This window comes from Caldicellulosiruptor acetigenus (genome assembly GCF_026914305.1).
GTDB classification, from domain to species: Bacteria; Bacillota; Thermoanaerobacteria; order Caldicellulosiruptorales; family Caldicellulosiruptoraceae; genus Caldicellulosiruptor; species Caldicellulosiruptor acetigenus.
In genome coordinates this window covers 1-20,182 of record NZ_CP113866.1, presented here as the reverse complement: position 1 = coordinate 20,182, position 20,182 = coordinate 1, and the positions used below count along the sequence as shown (strand labels likewise).

Genomic DNA, 20,182 nt, shown 5'->3' with positions numbered 1-20,182 from the left:
CCCCCATCCTCAAAAACAATTGTATTATTTAAATTAATTTGTATACTCGTACTATATTATACAATGTTAAAAATGTCAACAATGTTTTTGTTAAATGATCATTAAACTAATGTTAAATTACTAGCAGGTAGAATAATTTCGGTCAAATAAAATTGTTTTTTAAACATTAAATACTCTTATATTTTTACAGTAAAAACTACTTTTCTTTTGTTAAATACATTTTATTACTACATGTCTTGTTTTTATTATGAAATTTTTAATACTTTTATCAACACCTTTTCAATCTCGTCATCTATCTTTGCCAATTTAAATTTTACTATTATACCTAATATTAAAAAATCGAAAAGTAAAAATAAAAAACCAATAAATATAAGCACTGAAAGAAAAGCAACTGAATTTATAAAAATAAATGGCACATCCCAGAAACTGAATTCTCTAAATGAAAGGATGACATTTTCTTTTTTCTCTATTTCCTTCACATTACTTAACCATCTGTTGAAATTCTCTTTTGAGCTATTTTTTAAATTTGTCATATAACTCAGTTTATTTACATAGCTTTTAAAATTATCAAAGTTGTTAATCTTTGATACCTGCGATTTTTTGAAAATTTTAAAAGGGCTAAGATTCCACGCTGTTTCTGCTAAACTGTAGTTTGTTAAAATATGATTGTTATTGTTATTATTTGCAACATCTAAAAAATACCAAGCAGGCATTAGATCCATTATCTCTTCTGCCTTTTGCAATGGTATGCTGTAATTGTATAAATATTTTTTTACCTCTCCTACCATATGCATATTTGCTGTCCACAACTTTATTACATACAAACAAATTCCCACAATTACCAAAGATAAAAGCAAAATAGCTGGAATTGCAAAATTTCTTTTAAATAGCTTATTACCAGTGTTATTTATTACATCTTGGTTTTTAAATATTTCAATGCATGCGATATCATCAAGCTCTTTTATATTCATATCTACTTCAATCCACTTTACCTCAAGCAATCTTTTTTTAGCTGGTGCTTCTATATTTTCACAGCATAGAAAACTCACTTCAAACAAATTATCTTTCACAACCTCTTCATACTCGTTTTTCATCTTCTCAAAAATATCTCGCCTAATAAACACTATCTGATATTTATCGTATTTCACATCATTTATCTCTTTAGTTAGATATAAACGCTTATAAAAGCGTGGAATAAACTCTAAGTTTATAGTGTTGCACATCTCAGAAATATCTATGTAAGAAAAATTTAAAAACAACCCGCAGAACAATAGCAGCAAAGAAATGAATATAAAATTATTGCTTAGCACAATCAGAAGTTGCTGCAAATTTGAAAATCCTGCTTCCTGGCTCATAAGTCTAAAATCCAAAAATATGTTATATAAAACTACAATTAACAAAGAAGCAAAAACTACCGCATTCCATCTGCTCATAAAAACATTGTCTAAAAAGTTGTTTTTTATTTCCTTCTTAAAGACTTCTTTTAAATAAAGTTTTACCTGGGCTGTAAAAACCTTGTTTGGTTCTTCCATTTCAAAAACATCTCTTTCTTCAAAAAGTTTCTCTTCAATATTTTCTATTTTACCTGTCGCATTTATCTCCAGGTTTTTACAAATAACTAATCCATCTACATAATATCCTTCATAAATAGAATAAGGAACTAAAATATTTCCATCATCGTATACCTTAAATACATAATGGTCTTTTATCACTTTAGCAATTACTGGATCTATTTTAGTCAGTTTAAAATCGTTTTTAGATTTACTATTGTTTATATTCAAAATCCTCATATCATACTTATAGTTAATTCTTGTTTTCTTATTCTCTCCTTTTCTATCAAAGGCACACATAACAGCCAAAAGAATAAAAAGAGTACACACAAAGATGGTAAAAATGAAGATAGCTGATTCCCCATAGGTTTTTAATAAATACCAAAATGCACTAAAGCACTCCTTTATTATCTCGTCTTGCAATAAATCCTTATAAATATTATTGCGGATAATACTAAGGTCTTTGAAGTATACAATAAACCTTATTAAGAAAATAATCAAAAACAGCACAAAAAATATAAAACTTGCTAATATTAAATATTCAGTAATTGATAACTTATTTTTTTCTTTTTCATTTTTCATCATCTGTTACCACCTTTTATATTTATAAACTAAAATTAATATTTATTTACTTCAATATTATAGCAAAAATTAACCATAAATGAACATTGTCTTTTATATTGCCTTTTACTTGAATATTATTTATAATATTATCAATCCCATAATTTTACTATTACATTTTCAACATAACAAGGTCTGATCATTGAAGAAAACAAAATTTCAAAGGAGGCTTTTGAATGCGAAAAATAAAGGTAGTTGCTTGTTTGATATTAATAATCTCAAATTTATTTGTATTGACAAATCCCTTACAAGCTAATACCCAAAAATATATTTACTTAAAACCGCAGTTTGGAAGACTTATATTTTGTGAAAATGGCCTTATTATTTATCATAAGAATGGAAAATTTGGCTTTCTCTCCCCTGCCGGTAAAGTACTTTTTGATCCAATATTCGACTGTATAGATATAATTTGCTCTGAAAGTAGCACAGAACCAAAACTTTCTCCAAAGATTTACAAAGACTTTTTTGTAGTCTGGCAAAATGGAAAACCAGGAATTTTAGATTCAAACTTGAAATTTATTTTAAACATTGACAACCAATATTTAGTAGGTGCTGTTGCTTTTATGGATATCTTTTTATATGAAAAAGACGGAAAAATAGGATTTATTAATTTACGCACAAAAAACATTGTCAAACCTCAATTTAATAAAATAAATTTTATATCTTATGGACCTTTCCCTACTGCAAACTGCAATGGAATTGTTGCTGTACACGCAAAATATTACCTTTGTGCACTTGATGGACCTTTTCCAGACCCTAAGATACCTTATTTGTTAGTTTCAAAAGATGGAAAGTGTGGTGCTATTGATAGCTATGGCAACATGTTTGTGGATATAAAATACAAAACTTTTGAAGAAGTTTTGTCAAATAAAAAATTTGCTGAAGTATTGCAAAGACAAGAAAACAAAAAAGTCAAAAATCAATCTGTTTTAAATAAGCAAAATACTGAAAAAAAAGCATCAGAATATATCTCCTATGAGAAAATAAACAAAAATAAGTACAAACTCATATTCATCAAAGGTTCTAATAAAACAAAGAGCAAAGAAGTTTATGAAAACATCAAATATATTGGTTTGAATAATCTAATTGCTGTTTCAAAAAACAAAAAGTGGGGTATTGTTGATATAAACGGCAAATTTGTAGTAACACCTCAATTTGAGGATATAAAAAAATTCAGTGAAGGCTTGTGTGCCTTCAAGCAAAATGGTAGATGGGGGTTTATGGACAAAAATTTTAAAATAGCTATTAAACCTCAATACATTCAGGCAGACTCATTTTTTGCCCATATGTCTTGTGTTACTACTGACAACTATATTGGCCTTATAGACACAAAAGGCAATTTCATAGTAAAGTTTCCAGCCAAAAATTCTCGATTCTTGATTGTAAACAATGTTAAATATAGAGATATGTGTTCATCTGAATTTACAATGAATTCTGTCGGCTTTAGATTATTTAAATATTCCACAAACCTTCCTAAATTAGGATATGTTGTAATTGATAATAAAACAAAAACAGTTGGACTTGTTTTAAAAGGGCAGGATTGATCAATCCTGCCCCTTTGATTCCATATACTTTTATTTTAATCCATATTTATTCCATCATTAAACTTGTTATTTCATCTAAATTATCTATCCTATTTGCTTTTATCATCTTGTCTGATATTGTGTATAAAGTATTATTTATATATAAAATCCTGTTTATATCATAACATCCCTTTTCCGATATGTTATGTGTTATCTTTCCTTTCAATATAAATCCTTTTTTCATGTCAATGCTGTAAACACAAGCACCTCTAAATATATTCCCATCTTTTTCGTAAATCACAACAGGAAATGCAAAAATGTTTTTATTCTTATCAAACAAAAGTGCCTTGTGATTATTAAGAAGCTCAGAGTTAGTGCCCCTGTCTCCGATTATGACCTTGAACAGCTCTTTTGGATTTTCTACATCCTCAACATTGAACATTGCAATCTTAAGCCCCAGAGGAATGGCATATTCTTCATTTAGGTCTTCTGCGTCCTTGCCAAATCCGATTATGTGATTTTGGTCATATGGATGAAGATATGTCGAATACCCGGGTATCTTCAGATACCCTAAAATCTCAGGTTTTTGAGGATTCTCAAGACTTATCACAAAAAACGGGTCAAGCGCTTTGAAGGTGACAAGATAAAGCCTATTTCCAATAAACCTCGCAGAGTAGATGCTCTCACCTTTTGCAAATTTGTCAAGTTTACCAACTATTTTTAAGTTCTTGTCAAGAACATACACAGCGTTGTACTCCTGAAAATCCCCTTCCCAGGAATAATGTGATTCAACTGTTGTGGCAATTCTCAAATACCCATCATACTCATCCATCGAAAACTGATTTAGCACCTTTCCCTCAACAAAGCCTGCACACAAAACTTCTGCCCTACCTTTTGTCAATGCAAATTTGTAAACAATTGTTTTTGGCTTGTAACAATATCTTGGTCTTAAAGACTCCAAAGTTTTTGCAGGCAAAATCACTTTTTTATAACTTTGAGCGCAAATGTAAAGATTTTCTTTTGAGCAGTATACTATGTCTCCTGCACCAAGGATGCATTCAACTGAAACAGGCGAAGTGTCGGAATCTAAATTAAAACTTCCAACAAGCGTGTAGCTAAAATCTGTAAAGTCAGGAACATATCTTATGTTATTAAAATCAATATAGACTTTTTGCGCACCTTTCATAGAAGTGTCTGAATAAGAAGGCATGAAATCTTGGGCTGATAGATTTTTGCTGTCGATAAAATAATATGGAAAAGACTTTAAAGAAACTATATGAATGCTTCCTTCGATCTTTCTTGAAGTCAAGTATCTGCCATCAAGGGTTATCTTTCTTATGTTCTTTGGATTTGCTTTGTCTGAGATGTCATATATAAAACAAACTGTCTCTTTTGTGGTATAATAGGGTGGATAAGCTATTATTCTGCTTGAGATTTTCTTTGAGTCTAAATCATCTTCTTTGTAAGGAATTTGCTTATATACTTCCTTGCTTTCACCAATTACCACTAAATACCTGCTGTCCACATAAAACTCTTTTGGATAAAAATCTTCTTCTAACTTGATGCTGCTCATAAGATGCATCTTCTGTGGAGGATATGCTTTTACTATTGTGAGCTTTCTGGCAGTCTCATTTATAACATAAATATACTCACCATCTGTCTTGACTCTGTCAGCTTCATCAACACCTTCAACCTGAACGTTTGTTTTAGAGTAGTCAGAGGTAGATTCGTCTGATACTTTAGCATCTTGAGAATAAACTATCCCGGGTCTTCCTTCCAAAAATAATCCATCTCTTGAGAATTCAAAATAAGGAAGCTTTTTTTGAGCATCAGCAATCAATTTTTTAAAATTATCAAAGCTTTTAATCTTTGGTAAAATACTTTCTGTCTTATTTTCATCTGGCATGGCTCTAAAAACTCCCACAAGAGAAGTTGCCAACAGCAATACAATCACTCCCAAAAGTATTCTTTTTAGCATTTAAAACCTCTCCTTTTATCCACCTGATTTTCCAAATCCCTCACCTTCTAAAAAATTTAACGAAAGAAAAGCGCAAATGTTATGTCATTTTTTTTTAAATCAATCTGAAAATTTATTTTTAAAAACTTTCAAGTAAAATAACCCTTTCGTTATTTTTAGCAGCTTCCATTAGGTCTTCTTCAAACCCGCTTTTTGAAAATAAGATATAGTATTTATCCTCATAATTGAAAATGCTACTTTTTTCAATTAAACTGTGAAGTTCGCTAATTCCCATTTTTTTGTTTTTCCATTTGCACTCTCCAAAAATAGCCTTATTCTCACCGATTGCTACTATATCAATCTCTTCTTCGCACTTTTTGATTGGATTGGTACCCCACCATTTTCCTATCTTTTCAAAAGTAAACGGAAGCTTTTTCTCTTTGTTCAGCATTTTCATATAATCAATGCACACCTGTTCATAGACAGGCCCTATAAAGTGGCTCATGAAAGGTTTTATCTTTTTTTCAATGACCTCATCTGCCAAGCCCTGTTCAATCAATTCCTTGTTGCTGAAAACAAATCGATACCAGAATCTAAAAAAATTATCTTTTATCCTGTATATGCTCTTTTTGCTTTTTTCTTTTTCTGCAACTGGTGAAAGTTTTTCGATTATTTTCAGATCAATAAGAATGGACAGATACTTCGCACACTTGTCTGTGTCAACTCCCACTTTGGTTGCTATTTCACTCAGTTTACTGCTACCGAGTGCAATTGCTTCTATTATTGAATTGTATAAGGCTGGTTCTCTCAGTTCTTGCTTTATCAAAAGCTTGGGCTCCTCATAAAGATAAGAAGACTTGTCCAAAATCTTTGTTTTTATGTTTTCGTATATATCCATCCTATCATCAAAAATCCTCAAATATTGTGGTATTCCGCCAAGTATACCATATGCAATGACCTGTTCTTCAAATGAAAAATTTTCGAAAAACTTTCTGCTATCAAAGAAATTGAAAGGCTCAACAACAATCTGTGCTGTCCTTCTCCCATATAGAGGACTTTTATACGCAAGCACTTCCTTTTCCATGAAACTAACAGAAGATCCGCAAACAATCAAAAACAGCTTTGTATTCTTGAGATTATGATCTATAAGCCTTTGCAGGATTGAAGGAATACTTTTGTTTGAGTTTACCATATAAGGAAATTCGTCAATTACAACCACAAGACGTTCATCTTTTGCTTTTTGAGCTAAGAACAAAAATGCCTTTTCCCATGACTCAAACCCATTTAAAAGCCCTTCTAATCCAAAATATGATAATATCTTATTTGAAAAAGACTCCAAAGCCATCTTGTCATTGTACTCTTCAGCAACAAAAAATATTGAAGGTTTATCTTTGCAAAACTCAGCTAATAATGTGGTTTTTCCCACACGCCTTCTTCCATAGATTATAACAAAGTGAAACCTATCTTCACTGTAGAGTTTATTCAAAGTTTGAAGTTCAAATTCTCTGCCAATAAACATCAATCTCACCTCACCGATTTATAAGTTACTAACTTTAGAGTTAGTAACTTTTAAGTAAGTAACTCTAAAGTTAATAATATTATAACATATTAAAAACAAAATCGTTGCTCAAAATTTTGAAGAAAATAATATGGTTTATGTTGTAAAATTAAATGCAACAGAAAAAAATAATGAATTTATAATTTCAAACTATGTATGAGAGATTGAGAATCAAAGTGTAAAAGGAAAAGTAAACTTTCATATGTGGAAGAATTTTTTTAAGTTTGCAGGATGAAAGATATTGAAAGATGAGTTGTATTTTGTATCGCAATTTAAAAAATTTTTTGTTGACACCCAAAAGTATTATGTATACAATATTTGTCTGTGTTTTCTTGAGGGTATATATACATTATAACTTTTAAAAAAAAAACTAAAAACGGGTGGTATGAAAATGAAAAAATTTAAGATTCGGTTTGTGCTTTTTTTAATTATACCATTAATAGTAATTTTGCTCCTAACAGTTGGAACTGTCGAGACGTTTACTGTCTCAAATGTAAGTAAGAGTTTAGAGCACAGCAACAAAGCATATTCAAAAGTGCAACCTTTGCTGCATCAGAAGAGCTGAGACAGACTATAAAAAAAATTATGGAACAGATAAACATTTTAGCCTCTGTGCCAACATTACAAAATATTAATTTTGAAGACCAAAACAAAAAGGCAGAACTTTTAAACTATTTCAAAGCTATTTCTACAACGTATGGTTCAGATATTCAATTTATTTATTTTGGATTTAACCAGAATGGAAAACTGCTTCTGTACCCTGAAGTTAAACTTTCTGCTGATTTTGATGCTCGAAAACGTCCTTGGTATCAAGAAGCGCTCAAAAACCCTGACAAAGTACTTTTAAGTAGTATCTATGTAGATGCAGTGACTAAAGAACTTACAACCTCTGTGTCAAAAGTAGTAAAAAATGGTAACAAAATAGTTGGTGTGCTTGGTGCAGATATAAGTCTGAAAAATTTTGGTGAAAGACTTGTTAAAACAAAGATTGGCAAGTCTGGATACATTGTTGTTTTGTCACCTGATGGAAAGGTCTTAATACATCCTGATAAAACACGTATAGGGACAGATTCTGTGTTAAAACCATATGTGAAGAAAATGAAAAAGGAAAAAGAAGGTTTTATCGACTATGTCTATAAAGGAAAAGAAAAGACTGCTTTTTATAGATACGATAATTTGACAAACCTTATTTATTTTTCTGCCATAGAAAAAAGCGAAATAGAAAGTGTAATTAGTTCAACAAGAAAACAAGCTATAATTATTACATTGATTATATCATTAATTGTTATCCTGCTTTTACTTTTGTTTACAACCTTTATAATTTCATCATTCAAAAAAATTAAAGCTGTATCTCAAAACCTTGCCTCGGGAAATTTAGATATATCAGTTAAAGATAACTCTATCATAAAAGAAATAAGCGAAATGATTGAAGAATACAATCGGGCTATATCAAAAATTTCATATATAATAAAGTCAATACAAGAAAATGCAAATAAGGTAAATTCAAATGCCATGAATCTGTCTGCAATATCACAGGAAATTTCATCTTCTTCAGAAGAGATTTCAAGCTCAACTGACCAGCTTGCTCAAGGAATGACTGAAATAGCAGAATCTCTTACAAACCTTCTTCAGCTCCAAAAAAGATATATGGACAGCTTTGAAAAGTTAGAGCAGGTATTTAGCAATATAATTGAACTTGCAAAAAATACAAATATGCTTTCCAAACAAGGTGAACAGAAACTCACCGAAGTTGTAGAAATATCAAATAATTTTATGAACCAGTTTACAAATATGAAGTCAACAATTGATGCATTTGCATCCAAAACAGCAAATATTGAAATGGTTGTTCAAACAATTAAAAGTATATCTGACCAGACAAACTTACTTGCTTTGAATGCATCTATTGAAGCTGCAAAGGCTGGAGAAGCAGGCAAAGGTTTCTCTGTGGTAGCTTATGAAATTAGAAAATTGGCCGAACAGTCAAAAGACTCAGTAAAAATTATTGGTACAATAATTAATGAAATTAAAACCGAAATTGCTGATATTTTGAGCTTGAGTGAAAAGATTACAAATGAAAGTTCAGTTCAATTAGATGTTATAAATCAAGCTGTATCTAATTTGAGGTTAATAATTGATTCAATCTACGAAATCTCACCAGAGGTAAACAATGCAGTTGAAGAACTTGGCCGTAATAAAGAAATGAATGCTGAAATAATGAAAAATATTGAGAGAATAACAGCTGTCTCTCAACAAACAGCTGCATCCGGGCAGGAAATTGCAGCAGCATCACACGAAGTTGCACGCGGGTCAGAAGAAATTGCTGAAAATGCTCAGGATTTAGCTCAAGTTTCACTTTCTCTTGTTGAAAATACAGAGTTTTTTAAAATTTAATCTACAATTATAACAACAGCTTCTTTATTTTGTCTTAGATTAAGAAAGGGGCTGTCCCAAAACAATAATTTTTAATAACCAGAATCGGGCATTTGATGCTACTAAATACCAATATTGAACTATATAGCAAACAAAAAGAGGGTTGGGTGGCAGTTTTACTCCAGCCCTCTATTATTATCTTCGCTAATTTTTCTATGTTATAGGCAATACAAACCAAACCCCACTCAAGCTTTACACCCTTCATACCCCTGAGCAGGAATCTCCTAAACCCTTTATTGTTCTTTATTATCCCAAATACTGTCTCAACTTCTATCTTCCTTTTTTCGTAAATCTCTTTGCCTTCTTCACTCAATAGCCTTTGCCTTACCTCTTCCTTCAATTTCTCTAACCTAGGTCTTATACTAAATCTCTTCTTCCATCTTTTACCTTTATAACATTTTTCTCTGTATTCACAGCCATTACAAATCTCTTCACATTGATATACCTTCTCATAACTTACAAATCCTCTCTCATTTGCACTTATCTTCGGATATAAATATTTAGCCTTCTTACCAGCAGGACAAACATAGGCATCTTCTTCAGCTATGTACTCCCAGTTCTTTACATTAAAAATATCCTTCTTAAATCTTCTTGTCTGCTCTATGTCAAATGTGTTATACTTAATGTAGCTATTTATGCCACATTCTTTCAGATGAAGGTAGTTTTCTTCAGACCCATAGCCACTGTCTGCTACAAGGTTCTTGGGCTTGTGGCCTGTTATCTTCTCCACAAGCTCAAGGTGTTCCTTTAGACAGACAGTGTCTGTGGGACTTTGGTGGATGCTAAAACCTATCACAAATCGGTTCTGTGTGCCGATTTGCACATTATACCCAGGTTTTAGCATCCCATTTTTCATATGGTCTTCCTTCATCCTCATGAATGTGGCGTCATTGTCTGTCTTAGAGAAACTGTTCCTGCCATTTAAAATTGCTTCATAATTCTCATACTTCTTGAGTCTGAGGACACAATCATTTTTCAGTACCTTTACCAGCTTCTTTACTCTTTTTTCTTTTCTTTTGCTTTTAAACTCAGCCTCCTCAAGTTTTTGATTTATTTGCTCAATCTTTTCTTCTAACTGCTTGCTATCATAGTCAGCTTCTAACTTTACATCTAAATCTCCCAATGCTTTATCTTCCTCTTCATTTATTTTTTCAATCTCTTCGATTATGTTTTTCACTTTTTCTCTTAACTTCTTTTCGAAAGTTCTTGTACTTTTAGCCCAAACAAAAGAATACTTGTTCGCATTGGCTTCAACTTTTGTCCCATCGAGATAGTAATAGTCGAAGTTTACATATCCTAACTCTATAAGGAGTTTAACCACCTCGGCAAAGATATTTTCAATTGCATCCCCCAAAATTTCTTTTCTAAATCTGTTGATAGTCCTAAAATCAGGAGCTTGATATTTTGAGAGCCACATAAAAGTAATGTTTTCACGTAAAGCCCGAGCTATTTTTCTTGATGAATAAATACCTTGTATGTAAGCATAGATTAAAACTTTTAATAACATCAGTGGATGGTAACTACTTGTACCACCACCTTTGTACTTTTCCATTACGGTTGATATATCTATCTTATCAATGATTTTATCAATTACTCTGACCAAATGATTTTGAGGTATAAAAGCTTCTGGGTCGATAGGCATTAAATATTGGTATGGGCTGTAATTTTTGAAGACAACTTTATCATGTTTACGAGCCATGGTTTATCACCTTATGTTATCATTTTTGATATATTATATCAAAAATATATCACTATGTCAAAAGAGCAAAATTAAAGGGACTGCCCATTCATCTTTTTGGACAGCCCCTTTTTCATACACTTAAAAAGTCCTTTCACTCCTCAGCCTTTATCCTTGCAATTGACGAAACCTTTATGTTACCTGTGTCAATTCGCATAAGCTTTACTCCTTGGGTATTTCTGCCCTGAACAGGAACTTGAGACACCTCAAGCCTTATAAATATTCCTTCTGTAGAGCATATCATTATCTCGTCATCATCGTTTACCATCTTTATATCAACAATACTGCCTGTTTTGTCTGTTACCTTGTAAGTCAATACTCCTTTTGCACCGCGCTTTGTCTTTCTATACTCTTCAATCTCACTTCTTTTTCCAAACCCGTTTTCTGTGACGCACAGAAGATACTTTCCATCGCTTGCCTTTTCCATTCCAACAATAAAATCGCCACTTTCTAACGTCATACCTTTTACGCCCTGTGCAGACCTTCCCATGACCCTCACATCATTTTCATTGAACACAACACAGTATCCATTGCTTGACACAAGCACAATTTCATCGTTTCCAGATGTAAGTTTTACATCAACAAGGCTATCATCATCTGCAAGGGTTATCGCTTTTTTGCCAGCTTTAGTTGTGTTTTCAAACTCGCTCAAAAGCACCTTCTTTATTGTACCGTTTTTGGTACACATCATAAGATAGCCTTCTTTAAAGTCCTTTACAGCCATTGTAGCTGTTATTTTTTCGTCCTTGCCAATCTGAATGAGGTTTACAATTGCAGTGCCTTTTGCCTGGCGAGAACCTTCGGGCACTTCATACGCTCTTAAGCGGAAAACTCTTCCCTTGTCTGTGAAAAAGAGAATGTAGTGGTGTGTTGTTGTGACAAAGACATCTTCAACAAAATCTTCTTCACGGGTTGATATTCCTGTGATGCCTCTGCCACCACGTTTTTGGCTCTTGTACGTGTCAAGAGGAAGACGTTTTATATACCCAAAATGGGTAAGTGTGATTACAGTTTCCTGCTCCTGAATCAGTTCTTCTTCCTCAAAGTCTTCATGTTCATCCTGAATTATCTTTGTTCTTCTCTCATCCTTGTACTTTTCTTTTATCTCCAGAATCTCTTTTTTTATAATTTCCTTTACCATCGCATCGCTTGCAAGCACGTTTTTGTAATACTCTATCATACGGATAAGCTCTGCAAGCTCTTCTTCAATCTTTTGCCGCTCAAGGCCAGTGAGGCGCTGAAGTCTCATGTCAAGTATTGCCTGAGCTTGGGCTTCTGTAAACTGAAATCTGCTAATGAGCCTCTCTTTTGCCTCATTTACTGTCTTTGATGACCTAATGATTGAGATTATCTCATCTATGTGGTCAAGAGCTTTCTTGAGCCCTTCTAAAATGTGAGCTCTTTCTTCTGCTTTCCTGAGGTCATACCTTGTTCTTCTAACAATTACCTCTTTTTGATGTTCAATGTAAAGATTTAGCATGTCCATAAGAGTAAGAACCTTTGGCTGGTTGTCAACAAGCGCAAGCATGATTATTCCAAAACTGTCCTGAAGCTGGGTGTTCTTGTAAAGCTGTTTTAAAACTACATTTGCATCTGCATCCTTTTTGATTTCAATTACAATCCTCAGACCCTCTTTGTCAGACTCATCTCTTATATCCGAAATCCCATCAATCTTTTTCTCATGGACAAGCTCGGCAATCTTTTCAATAAGCCTTGCCTTGTTGACCATGTAAGGAAGTTCTGTGACAATTATTCTCTGTCTTCCCTTTGATGTCTGCTCGATTGTCGTCTTTGCCCGGACAATGATTTTTCCTTTTCCAGTTGCATACGCATCCCTTATACCCTTTTTGCCGATGATATACCCGCCTGTTGGAAAGTCAGGTCCTTTGATTATTTTCATTATGTCATCAAGAGTTGCATTTTCATTGTCAAGTAAGTACACTATTGCATCAATCACTTCTGCCAAGTTGTGAGGCGGTATGTTCGTTGCCATACCAACCGCAATTCCCTGGCTGCCATTTACCAAAAGGTTGGGAAACCTTGATGGCAAAACCTTTGGTTCTTTTGCCGACTCGTCAAAGTTTGGCATGAAATCAACTGTCTCTTTTTCAATGTCGCGAAGCATCTCAAGAGCAATTCTGCTCATACGCGCTTCAGTGTAACGCATAGCAGCAGGCGGGTCGCCGTCAACCGACCCAAAGTTTCCATGCCCGTCAACAAGAGGATGGCGCATGGAAAAGTCCTGGGCCATTCGAACAAGGCTTTCGTACACCGCAGCATCGCCGTGCGGATGGTATTTAGCAAGAACATGCCCTACAACTGTTGCAGATTTTCTGTAAGGTTTGTCAGGTGTAAGACCTATCTCGTTCATTGCATATAAAATTCTTCTGTGAACAGGCTTTAGACCATCGCGAACATCTGGCAGCGCACGCGACACTATCACGCTCATTGCATAGTCTATATAGCTTCGTTTCATCTCTTCCTGTATCTCAACAGGAATTATCCTAAAATCGAGCTCTTCCATGCTCTTAAAAAGCCTCCTTCTATGCAATCATCAACATCAATCATTTTCATCTATCTGCTAACTCCTTGAGTATATCAAAATTCTTCTCAATTACTTTATCAATAATCTTTTCTAATTCTTTTCTGTATTTCATCTTTTTAAACTCAATAAAATCAAGTATTTCTTTTTGCTCATCCTCTGGCAACTTTAAAACTTCTTCATATATCTTTCTTGCCACTTCCATAAAAACCACCTCAATTTTTATATATCCAAATTTCTCACATACTTAGCATTCTTCTCTATAAACTCCCTTCTTGGCTCCACCTTGTCGCCCATAAGGATTGTGAAAATCTCTTCTGCCATTACAGCATCTTCAAGCTCAACTCTGAGAAGAATTCTTCTTGCAGGGTCCATGGTGGTCTCCCACAACTCCTGTGCGTTCATCTCACCAAGACCTTTGAAGCGCTGAACCTGTGCATCTTTCATCTCTTGCAAGATTCTCTGCAGCTCCTTTTCATTGTACGCGTATCTTACCTGCTTACCCTTTGTTATCTTGTAAAGTGGTGGCTGGGCAATGTAAATGTGGCCGTTTTCTATAAGCGGTCTCATGTACCTGTAAAAGAAAGTAAGAAGAAGCGTTCTTATGTGAGACCCGTCAACGTCAGCATCGGCCATTATGATTATCTTGTGGTACCTGAGCTTCTTTAAATCTATGTCATTTCCTATGCCAACACCAAGCGCCTGAATTAAAGGCAGGAGCTTGTCGTTTGAATAAATCTTGTCCTGGCTTGCCTTTTCCACGTTGAGCATCTTACCCCAAAGAGGCAAGATTGCCTGATATCGCCTGTCTCGTCCTTGCTTTGCAGAACCGCCCGCAGAATCACCCTCAACTATGAATATCTCGCACTTTGCAGGGTCTTTTTCTGAACAGTCTGCAAGCTTGCCAGGCAAGTTTGAACTATCTAAAGCAGACTTTCTCTTTATCACAAGCTCTCTTGCCTTTTTTGCCTCTTCGCGCGCTTTTGCCGCCAAAATTGCTTTGTCGATAATCTTTTTTGACACATCAGGGTTTTCTTCTAAAAAAGCTGCCAATTTTTCAGAAACCAAATTTTCAACAGCCCAGCGCGCCTCGCTATTCCCAAGCTTTGTTTTTGTCTGCCCTTCAAACTGCGGCTCGTGAATCTTGACAGACACAATTGCTGTCATACCGTCTCTTATGTCCTCACCAAGAAGCTGCGTATCACCTTTTATGAAGTTATATTTTTTTGCATATTCATTTACAGCTTTTGTAACAGCAGTTTTAAACCCTATAAGGTGAGTACCACCGTCTATTGTTGCTATGTTGTTTGCAAATGAGTAGATGTTCTCACCAAAATCCTCTGTATACTGAATAGCAACCTCAATGAGGATGTCGTTTTTCTCACCCTCAATGTATATTGGCTCTTGGTGCAAAACTTCCTTGTTCCTGTTCAAAAACTTTACAAACTCTGCAATACCACCATCATATTTTAGCTCAACTGGTTTTGCATTCTTTTCCCTCTCATCAACAAAGACTATCCTTATCCCTTTGTTCAAAAACGCAAGTTCACGCAAACGCTGCAAGATAACATCGCCGTCAAACTCTATGGTCTCAAAAATCTCATCGTCTGGCAAAAATGTAACTTTTGTACCTGTCCTATTTGTCTCGCCAATAACTTTTAGCTCACATGTTGGTTTTCCTCTTTCATACCTTTGATAGTATACCTTGCCGTCTCTATAAACCTCAACTTCCAAGTAGCGCGAAAGAGCATTTACAACAGAAGCACCAACACCATGAAGACCACCGGATACCTTGTACACTCTCTCGTTGAACTTTCCACCTGCGTGAAGAACGGTAAATACAACCTCAACACCGCTTTTTTGAAGCTTTGGGTGAATATCTACCGGAATTCCTCTTCCATCGTCAATGACGGTAACAGAGTTGTCCTTGTGAATCACCACTTCAATGTTTTTACAAAACCCTGCCATTGCCTCGTCAATTGCATTGTCGACAATCTCGTACACCAAGTGGTGAAGACCTCGCTGTGAGGTTGAACCTATATACATTCCGGGACGTTTTCTTACCGCCTCAAGCCCTTCTAAAACCTGTATCTCGCTTGCAGAGTATTCCTGAGAATTTGTATTTATCCTATCCAATTTCATCTCACCTGCCAACTAAATAATTTTCAAAATCAATCCTGGTCCAAATAGTTGTCAAAATAGAGGTTAAAGTTCAAAAGCCTTTTTGCGATGGTACCCGGCGACACAGGAGATATTATCCCGTACATCCTTCCATCAACTTCAAGGATTATTATAGACTTTTTTATCTCATCATTTATAACAACAACCCTGTCATGAAGTTTTAGATTTTCAAGAATTTTGAGATTGTCTTTTGAACGCACAAAAGAATCCCAGCTCAGTATCACAAGAAGTTCTGCGCTGTTGATTACATAATCCTCACCAATGTGAGCAAACATCCTCTTTACACATCCTTAAAGAAAATTTTTTATATACTCCTTTCAAGAAAAATCACGTTTGCACTGTCAAAGTCCAGTATTCCCTCACTTTGAAGGGTCTTTACGTCTTCTGCAGATGTCACAAATGACTGGTACTGACTTATAAACTTTACAAGATTTTTTCTTTTAAACTTATCAAGCTCAGAAAACACATCGTCTAAAATTAGCACAGGCTCTGTATAAAGAAGAGAAGTTGCAAGCACAACCGACACTGCCGCAAGTTTTATCTGTCCTTCAGATGCAAAATCAATTGCTGGCTTTCCATCTATCAAAATCCCAAAGTCGTCTCTGTGAACACCTTTTGTTGTATATCCAAGGTTCAAATCTTTCAGTAGACACTTTTTTAGCTCTTTGTAATACTCTTCCTCGCTTGAAGCGTTAATTGACGGCATATATCTTAGTTCAAGCAAGGATTTGTTTTCAAACACATAGCTGAATATCTTCTGCGCTTCAATAGATAATTTATCTATAACCTCCTGTCGTTTTTGGAAAATCAAAAATCCAAGCTGGCTTATCTGCATATCGTACACATCTATTATATCCTTTTTATCATAACTTTTCAAAAATGCATTTCTAGAAAGAAGTGCTCTTTGGTACTCTGAATACACTTTTGTCATGTAAGGGTAAAGCTTTGCAACTTCCATGTCCAAAAATCGGCGTCTTGTGCTTGGCTGATGTTTTATAAGCTCAGTTGTGTCCGGCTCAAAAAAAACAAACTTGAAAAGGCTAATTAGCTCAGATAACCTTTTTATCTTTTTATCATTTATCATTATTCTCTTCTCTAATGCTCTATCTACATAGCACAAAATGGTATACTCAATATCGCCAACCTCAGCTGACATCTCAAGCTTGAAATAGTAGGAATCAAAGTTTATTGCATCTACATCTCGACTTTTAAAAGATTTTCCGCACATACAAAAATATAGAGCCTCAAGAAGAGAAGTCTTTCCTGAGGCGTTATTTCCGACAATCAAGTTTATTTTATCTTTGAACTCAAAAAATCTTTGCTTGTAGCTTCTAAAATTTTCAATATAAATTCTTTTTATTTTCATATTCCATGACCTCTAAAAAAAGGCTTTACTCTGGCATCTTTATAGGAAGAACAAGATAGATGTAGTTCGGGTCGTCTGGCTTTTGCACAATTGACGGGCTTGTCTGCGATGTTATAAACAGGTTTATCTCTCCATCCAGCTCTTTCAAAACATCCAGGAAATACTTGACGTTAAAGCCAACTCTGATGTCTTTACCCTCAACTGAGCAAAGCACATCCTCTTCATACCTTCCATCGGCAGACATAGACCGGACTGTGAACATCATCCCGTTTGTCTCAAATATCACAGCCTGGATGTTGGTCTTTTCGTCCTTTGACACGATAGAAGCTCTCTCGAGCGTGCTTTCTAAAACGTCTGACGAAATTGAAATTTTGGTTGAATACTCTGTCGGGATTGCACCTTTGTAGTCAAAAAACTTGCCGGCAATGAGGGTAAGTATCACAGTTGTTGAGCCTATCTCAAATGTTGCCTGGTTCTCAAAAAACGATACTCTTACCTTTTCTGCCTCTTCAATGTCAACTATCTTTGTAATGTCATCCAAGTTCTCTGCAGGCACAATTTTTGAAAAGCTGCCTTCAACTGCAATTGGTTTTATCTTGCATATTGCAAGCCTGTGCCCGTCCATTCCAACAAGGTTTACAAAATCATCTTCTTCTTTTTCAAAGAGCACGCCTGTAAACGTTGGTCTTGTCTCATCCTTTGACGTTGCAAATATCACCTTGTCAACGCCATCAACAAACTCGCTTGCAACAAACTCGCAGAAGCTTTCGCTTGGCTTTTTCTCCATCTTTGGAAAGTCGAGCGGGTCAAGTGTAGGAAGTCTAAACTCTATCTTCTGGCTTCTTATTTTAACCTCATTGTCCTCTCTTATAACCTCAACCTCACCGCTTGGTAGTTTTTTAACTATGTCAGAAAACAGCTTAGCTTTAACCAGTGCAGCTCCTCTTTCTAAAATCTCTGCTTCAAACTCTGTTTGCATCTGCATCTTCATATCGTTTGTTGTAAATACTATGCTGTCTTCAGCCTCAATCAGTACACACTCTAAAATTGATGTTACCTTTGTTGACGCTGCAGCAGGTATTACCTTGGAAATATTGTCTTGTAAAATGTCTTTATCCACAACAAACCTCATATTCTTCCCTCCTTTTTTCATGTGGGGGTTTTAAAAGCGTACCACCAAATAAACTTCTCAGTAGCACTCACAGTAATAGCTGTGGATAAGTTAATAACATGCTCAAAAGCTTGTCAAACTTGGGCTTTTGGCTGTAAATATCCCTGTTGATAAAGTTTTAAGTTTTCAACCAAATTCACATGTGAAAATCAAAATTCACACAAAGTTATCCACATGTTATTATTCTCTGTTGATAAGTCTTTTTTTGATGGTTTCCACAGCGTTTCTTGTGTTTGAATCTGTGTTGATAAGTTCCTTAATTTTTTCACAGGCGTGAAGTACTGTTGTGTGGTCTTTTCCGCCAAACGCCTCGCCTATTTTAGGAAGCGACACGTTTGTAAGTTCCCTTGCTAAATACATAGCTATCTGGCGCGGAAAGGCGACATTTCTTGACCTTCTTGACGATTTAAAATCTTCAAGCTTTATTCCAAAATAGCTTGCAACCTCTGCCTGGATGTCCTCTATTGTGAGCTCTTTTTTTGTGTTTGTGTCGATAAACTCTTTCAAAGCCTTTTCAGCAAGCTCTAATGTTATCTCCTTGTCAGGTGCCATGAGCTTTGAGTATGCAAGGATTTTGTTGAGAGCACCTTCAAGCTCTCTTATGTTTGTTTCAATCTTTGATGCAATAAACTCCAAAATGTGCTGTGGTACCGGTGTTCCTTCAAGCTGGCATTTTTTGCTCAAAATTGCTATTCGCGTCTCAAAGTCTGGCGGTTGGATGTCTGTTATAAGCCCCCATTCAAAGCGAGAGCGGAGCCTGTCTTCTAATGTGTTTATCTCTTTTGGTGGCCTGTCTGATGAAAGTATTATCTTCTTGTTTGCCTCATACAGCGTATTGAATGTGTGGAAAAACTCTTCTTGGGTTCTTTCCTTTCCGCCTAAAAACTGAATGTCATCAATTAAAAGCACGTCGACGTTTCTGTACTTGAGCCTAAACTCGTCTGTCTTTTCATCTCTTATTGCGGCAATCAGCTCGTTTGTGAATATCTCTGACGTAACATACATCACCTTTGTGCCGGGATAAAGCTTTAGCACATGATGGCCGATTGCATGCATAAGATGCGTCTTTCCAAGCCCAACACCGCCGTAGATAAAAAGTGGGTTGTAAGTCCTCTCGCCCGGTGGTGTTTCTGCAACAGCCAAAGCTGCGGCATGTGCAAGCCTGTTGTTGTTCCCCACAACAAATGTTTCGAATGTGTACTTTGGATTGAGCGATGTTGTTATCTCTGGCTTTTCATCTTGTTTTTGCTTTAAGAACTTTTTGTACTTTTCCACCTCGTTGGGAAGGATTACTTTCAAGCTTAAGTGAGGTGAGAAAAGATCTCTTAAAGCGTTTAGAATTAAAATAGAATACCTGTTGATAACAATATCCCTGTGGAAATCTGCAAACGCCCGCAGGATTAGAGTGTCGTTATCGTCAAAACACACTGGCACGAGTGACTCAAACCAGGTATTGTACGATATATCAGTCGGGCTTGGATTTAACTCTTTTTTAATGACCTCCTTTATCTTTTCCCACACTTCGTTCACATCATAGTCAACCAT

At 35.1% G+C, this 20,182-nt stretch carries 13 protein-coding genes; 2 read left to right on the top strand and 11 right to left on the bottom strand.

The annotated features are described in order from the left end of the window. Window positions 1–245: 245 nt before the first annotated feature. Entirely contained in the window at window positions 246–2,135 is a 1,890-nt protein-coding gene (locus OTK01_RS00065) for a hypothetical protein (RefSeq protein WP_269011622.1), read from the bottom strand. A 212-nt stretch (window positions 2,136–2,347) separates the two neighbouring features. On the opposite strand from OTK01_RS00065, the gene OTK01_RS00060 reads away from it, so the two are divergent. Continuing rightward, window positions 2,348–3,715, top strand: a complete 1,368-nt coding sequence (locus tag OTK01_RS00060; protein ID WP_029229237.1) for a WG repeat-containing protein — start codon at window positions 2,348–2,350, stop codon at window positions 3,713–3,715. 46 nt (window positions 3,716–3,761) lie between these two features. On the opposite strand, the gene OTK01_RS00055 is transcribed toward OTK01_RS00060, so the two are convergent. Both OTK01_RS00055 and OTK01_RS00050 read right to left on the bottom strand, forming a co-directional pair. Further along, window positions 3,762–5,672 carry a beta-propeller domain-containing protein gene (locus tag OTK01_RS00055; protein ID WP_029229236.1) on the bottom strand — a complete coding sequence of 637 codons (1,911 nt, stop codon included), beginning with the start codon at window positions 5,670–5,672 and terminating at the stop codon, window positions 3,762–3,764. Window positions 5,673–5,790: 118 nt separating this feature from the next. Continuing rightward, complete coding sequence (locus tag OTK01_RS00050; RefSeq protein WP_029229235.1) at window positions 5,791–7,170, bottom strand: ATP-binding protein; 1,380 nt, start codon at window positions 7,168–7,170, stop codon at window positions 5,791–5,793. Between the two features lie 564 nt (window positions 7,171–7,734). Between OTK01_RS00050 and OTK01_RS00045 the strand changes: the two genes are divergently transcribed. Further along, on the top strand, window positions 7,735–9,600 hold the full coding sequence (locus OTK01_RS00045; protein ID WP_307188818.1) for a methyl-accepting chemotaxis protein: 1,866 nt from the start codon (window positions 7,735–7,737) through the stop codon (window positions 9,598–9,600). Between the two features lie 34 nt (window positions 9,601–9,634). Here OTK01_RS00045 and OTK01_RS00040 read toward each other — a convergent pair whose 3' ends face one another. The 8 genes from OTK01_RS00040 to dnaA form a co-directional block, all read right to left on the bottom strand. Further along, on the bottom strand, window positions 9,635–11,338 hold the full coding sequence (locus OTK01_RS00040) for an IS1182 family transposase (RefSeq protein ID WP_269011621.1): 1,704 nt from the start codon (window positions 11,336–11,338) through the stop codon (window positions 9,635–9,637). Window positions 11,339–11,471: 133 nt separating this feature from the next. Beyond that, window positions 11,472–13,901 (bottom strand): DNA gyrase subunit A, encoded by a 2,430-nt coding sequence (gyrA, locus tag OTK01_RS00035; RefSeq protein WP_029228573.1) that lies wholly within the window; start codon window positions 13,899–13,901, stop codon window positions 11,472–11,474. 46 nt (window positions 13,902–13,947) lie between these two features. Beyond that, window positions 13,948–14,124: a DUF2281 domain-containing protein gene (locus tag OTK01_RS00030; RefSeq protein WP_013431454.1), complete on the bottom strand. Its 177-nt coding sequence runs from the start codon at window positions 14,122–14,124 to the stop codon at window positions 13,948–13,950. 17 nt (window positions 14,125–14,141) lie between these two features. After that, window positions 14,142–16,061 carry a DNA topoisomerase (ATP-hydrolyzing) subunit B gene (gene gyrB, locus OTK01_RS00025; RefSeq protein ID WP_029672125.1) on the bottom strand — a complete coding sequence of 640 codons (1,920 nt, stop codon included), beginning with the start codon at window positions 16,059–16,061 and terminating at the stop codon, window positions 14,142–14,144. Window positions 16,062–16,090: 29 nt separating this feature from the next. After that, complete coding sequence (locus tag OTK01_RS00020) at window positions 16,091–16,375, bottom strand: extracellular matrix/biofilm biosynthesis regulator RemA family protein (protein WP_013431452.1); 285 nt, start codon at window positions 16,373–16,375, stop codon at window positions 16,091–16,093. Between the two features lie 29 nt (window positions 16,376–16,404). Then, the gene (recF, locus tag OTK01_RS00015; RefSeq protein WP_029228571.1) at window positions 16,405–17,466 is read right to left on the bottom strand and encodes a DNA replication/repair protein RecF; all 1,062 of its coding nucleotides are present in this window, start codon (window positions 17,464–17,466) and stop codon (window positions 16,405–16,407) included. A 25-nt stretch (window positions 17,467–17,491) separates the two neighbouring features. Next, window positions 17,492–18,598 (bottom strand): DNA polymerase III subunit beta, encoded by a 1,107-nt coding sequence (dnaN, locus tag OTK01_RS00010; RefSeq protein ID WP_029228570.1) that lies wholly within the window; start codon window positions 18,596–18,598, stop codon window positions 17,492–17,494. A 219-nt stretch (window positions 18,599–18,817) separates the two neighbouring features. Further along, window positions 18,818–20,182 (bottom strand): chromosomal replication initiator protein DnaA, encoded by a 1,365-nt coding sequence (dnaA, locus tag OTK01_RS00005; protein WP_014041708.1) that lies wholly within the window; start codon window positions 20,180–20,182, stop codon window positions 18,818–18,820.

Coding starts and splice junctions, on each gene's coding strand:
- OTK01_RS00065 (WP_269011622.1), bottom strand. CDS start 2,135: ATGATGAAAAATGAAAAAGAAAAAAATAAGTTATCAATTACTGAATAT.
- OTK01_RS00060 (WP_029229237.1), top strand. CDS start 2,348: ATGCGAAAAATAAAGGTAGTTGCTTGTTTGATATTAATAATCTCAAAT.
- OTK01_RS00055 (WP_029229236.1), bottom strand. CDS start 5,672: ATGCTAAAAAGAATACTTTTGGGAGTGATTGTATTGCTGTTGGCAACT.
- OTK01_RS00050 (WP_029229235.1), bottom strand. CDS start 7,170: ATGTTTATTGGCAGAGAATTTGAACTTCAAACTTTGAATAAACTCTAC.
- OTK01_RS00040 (WP_269011621.1), bottom strand. CDS start 11,338: ATGGCTCGTAAACATGATAAAGTTGTCTTCAAAAATTACAGCCCATAC.
- gyrA (WP_029228573.1), bottom strand. CDS start 13,901: ATGGAAGAGCTCGATTTTAGGATAATTCCTGTTGAGATACAGGAAGAG.
- OTK01_RS00030 (WP_013431454.1), bottom strand. CDS start 14,124: ATGGAAGTGGCAAGAAAGATATATGAAGAAGTTTTAAAGTTGCCAGAG.
- gyrB (WP_029672125.1), bottom strand. CDS start 16,061: ATGAAATTGGATAGGATAAATACAAATTCTCAGGAATACTCTGCAAGC.
- OTK01_RS00020 (WP_013431452.1), bottom strand. CDS start 16,375: ATGTTTGCTCACATTGGTGAGGATTATGTAATCAACAGCGCAGAACTT.
- recF (WP_029228571.1), bottom strand. CDS start 17,466: ATGAAAATAAAAAGAATTTATATTGAAAATTTTAGAAGCTACAAGCAA.
- dnaN (WP_029228570.1), bottom strand. CDS start 18,598: ATGAGGTTTGTTGTGGATAAAGACATTTTACAAGACAATATTTCCAAG.
- dnaA (WP_014041708.1), bottom strand. CDS start 20,182: ATGGTTGACTATGATGTGAACGAAGTGTGGGAAAAGATAAAGGAGGTC.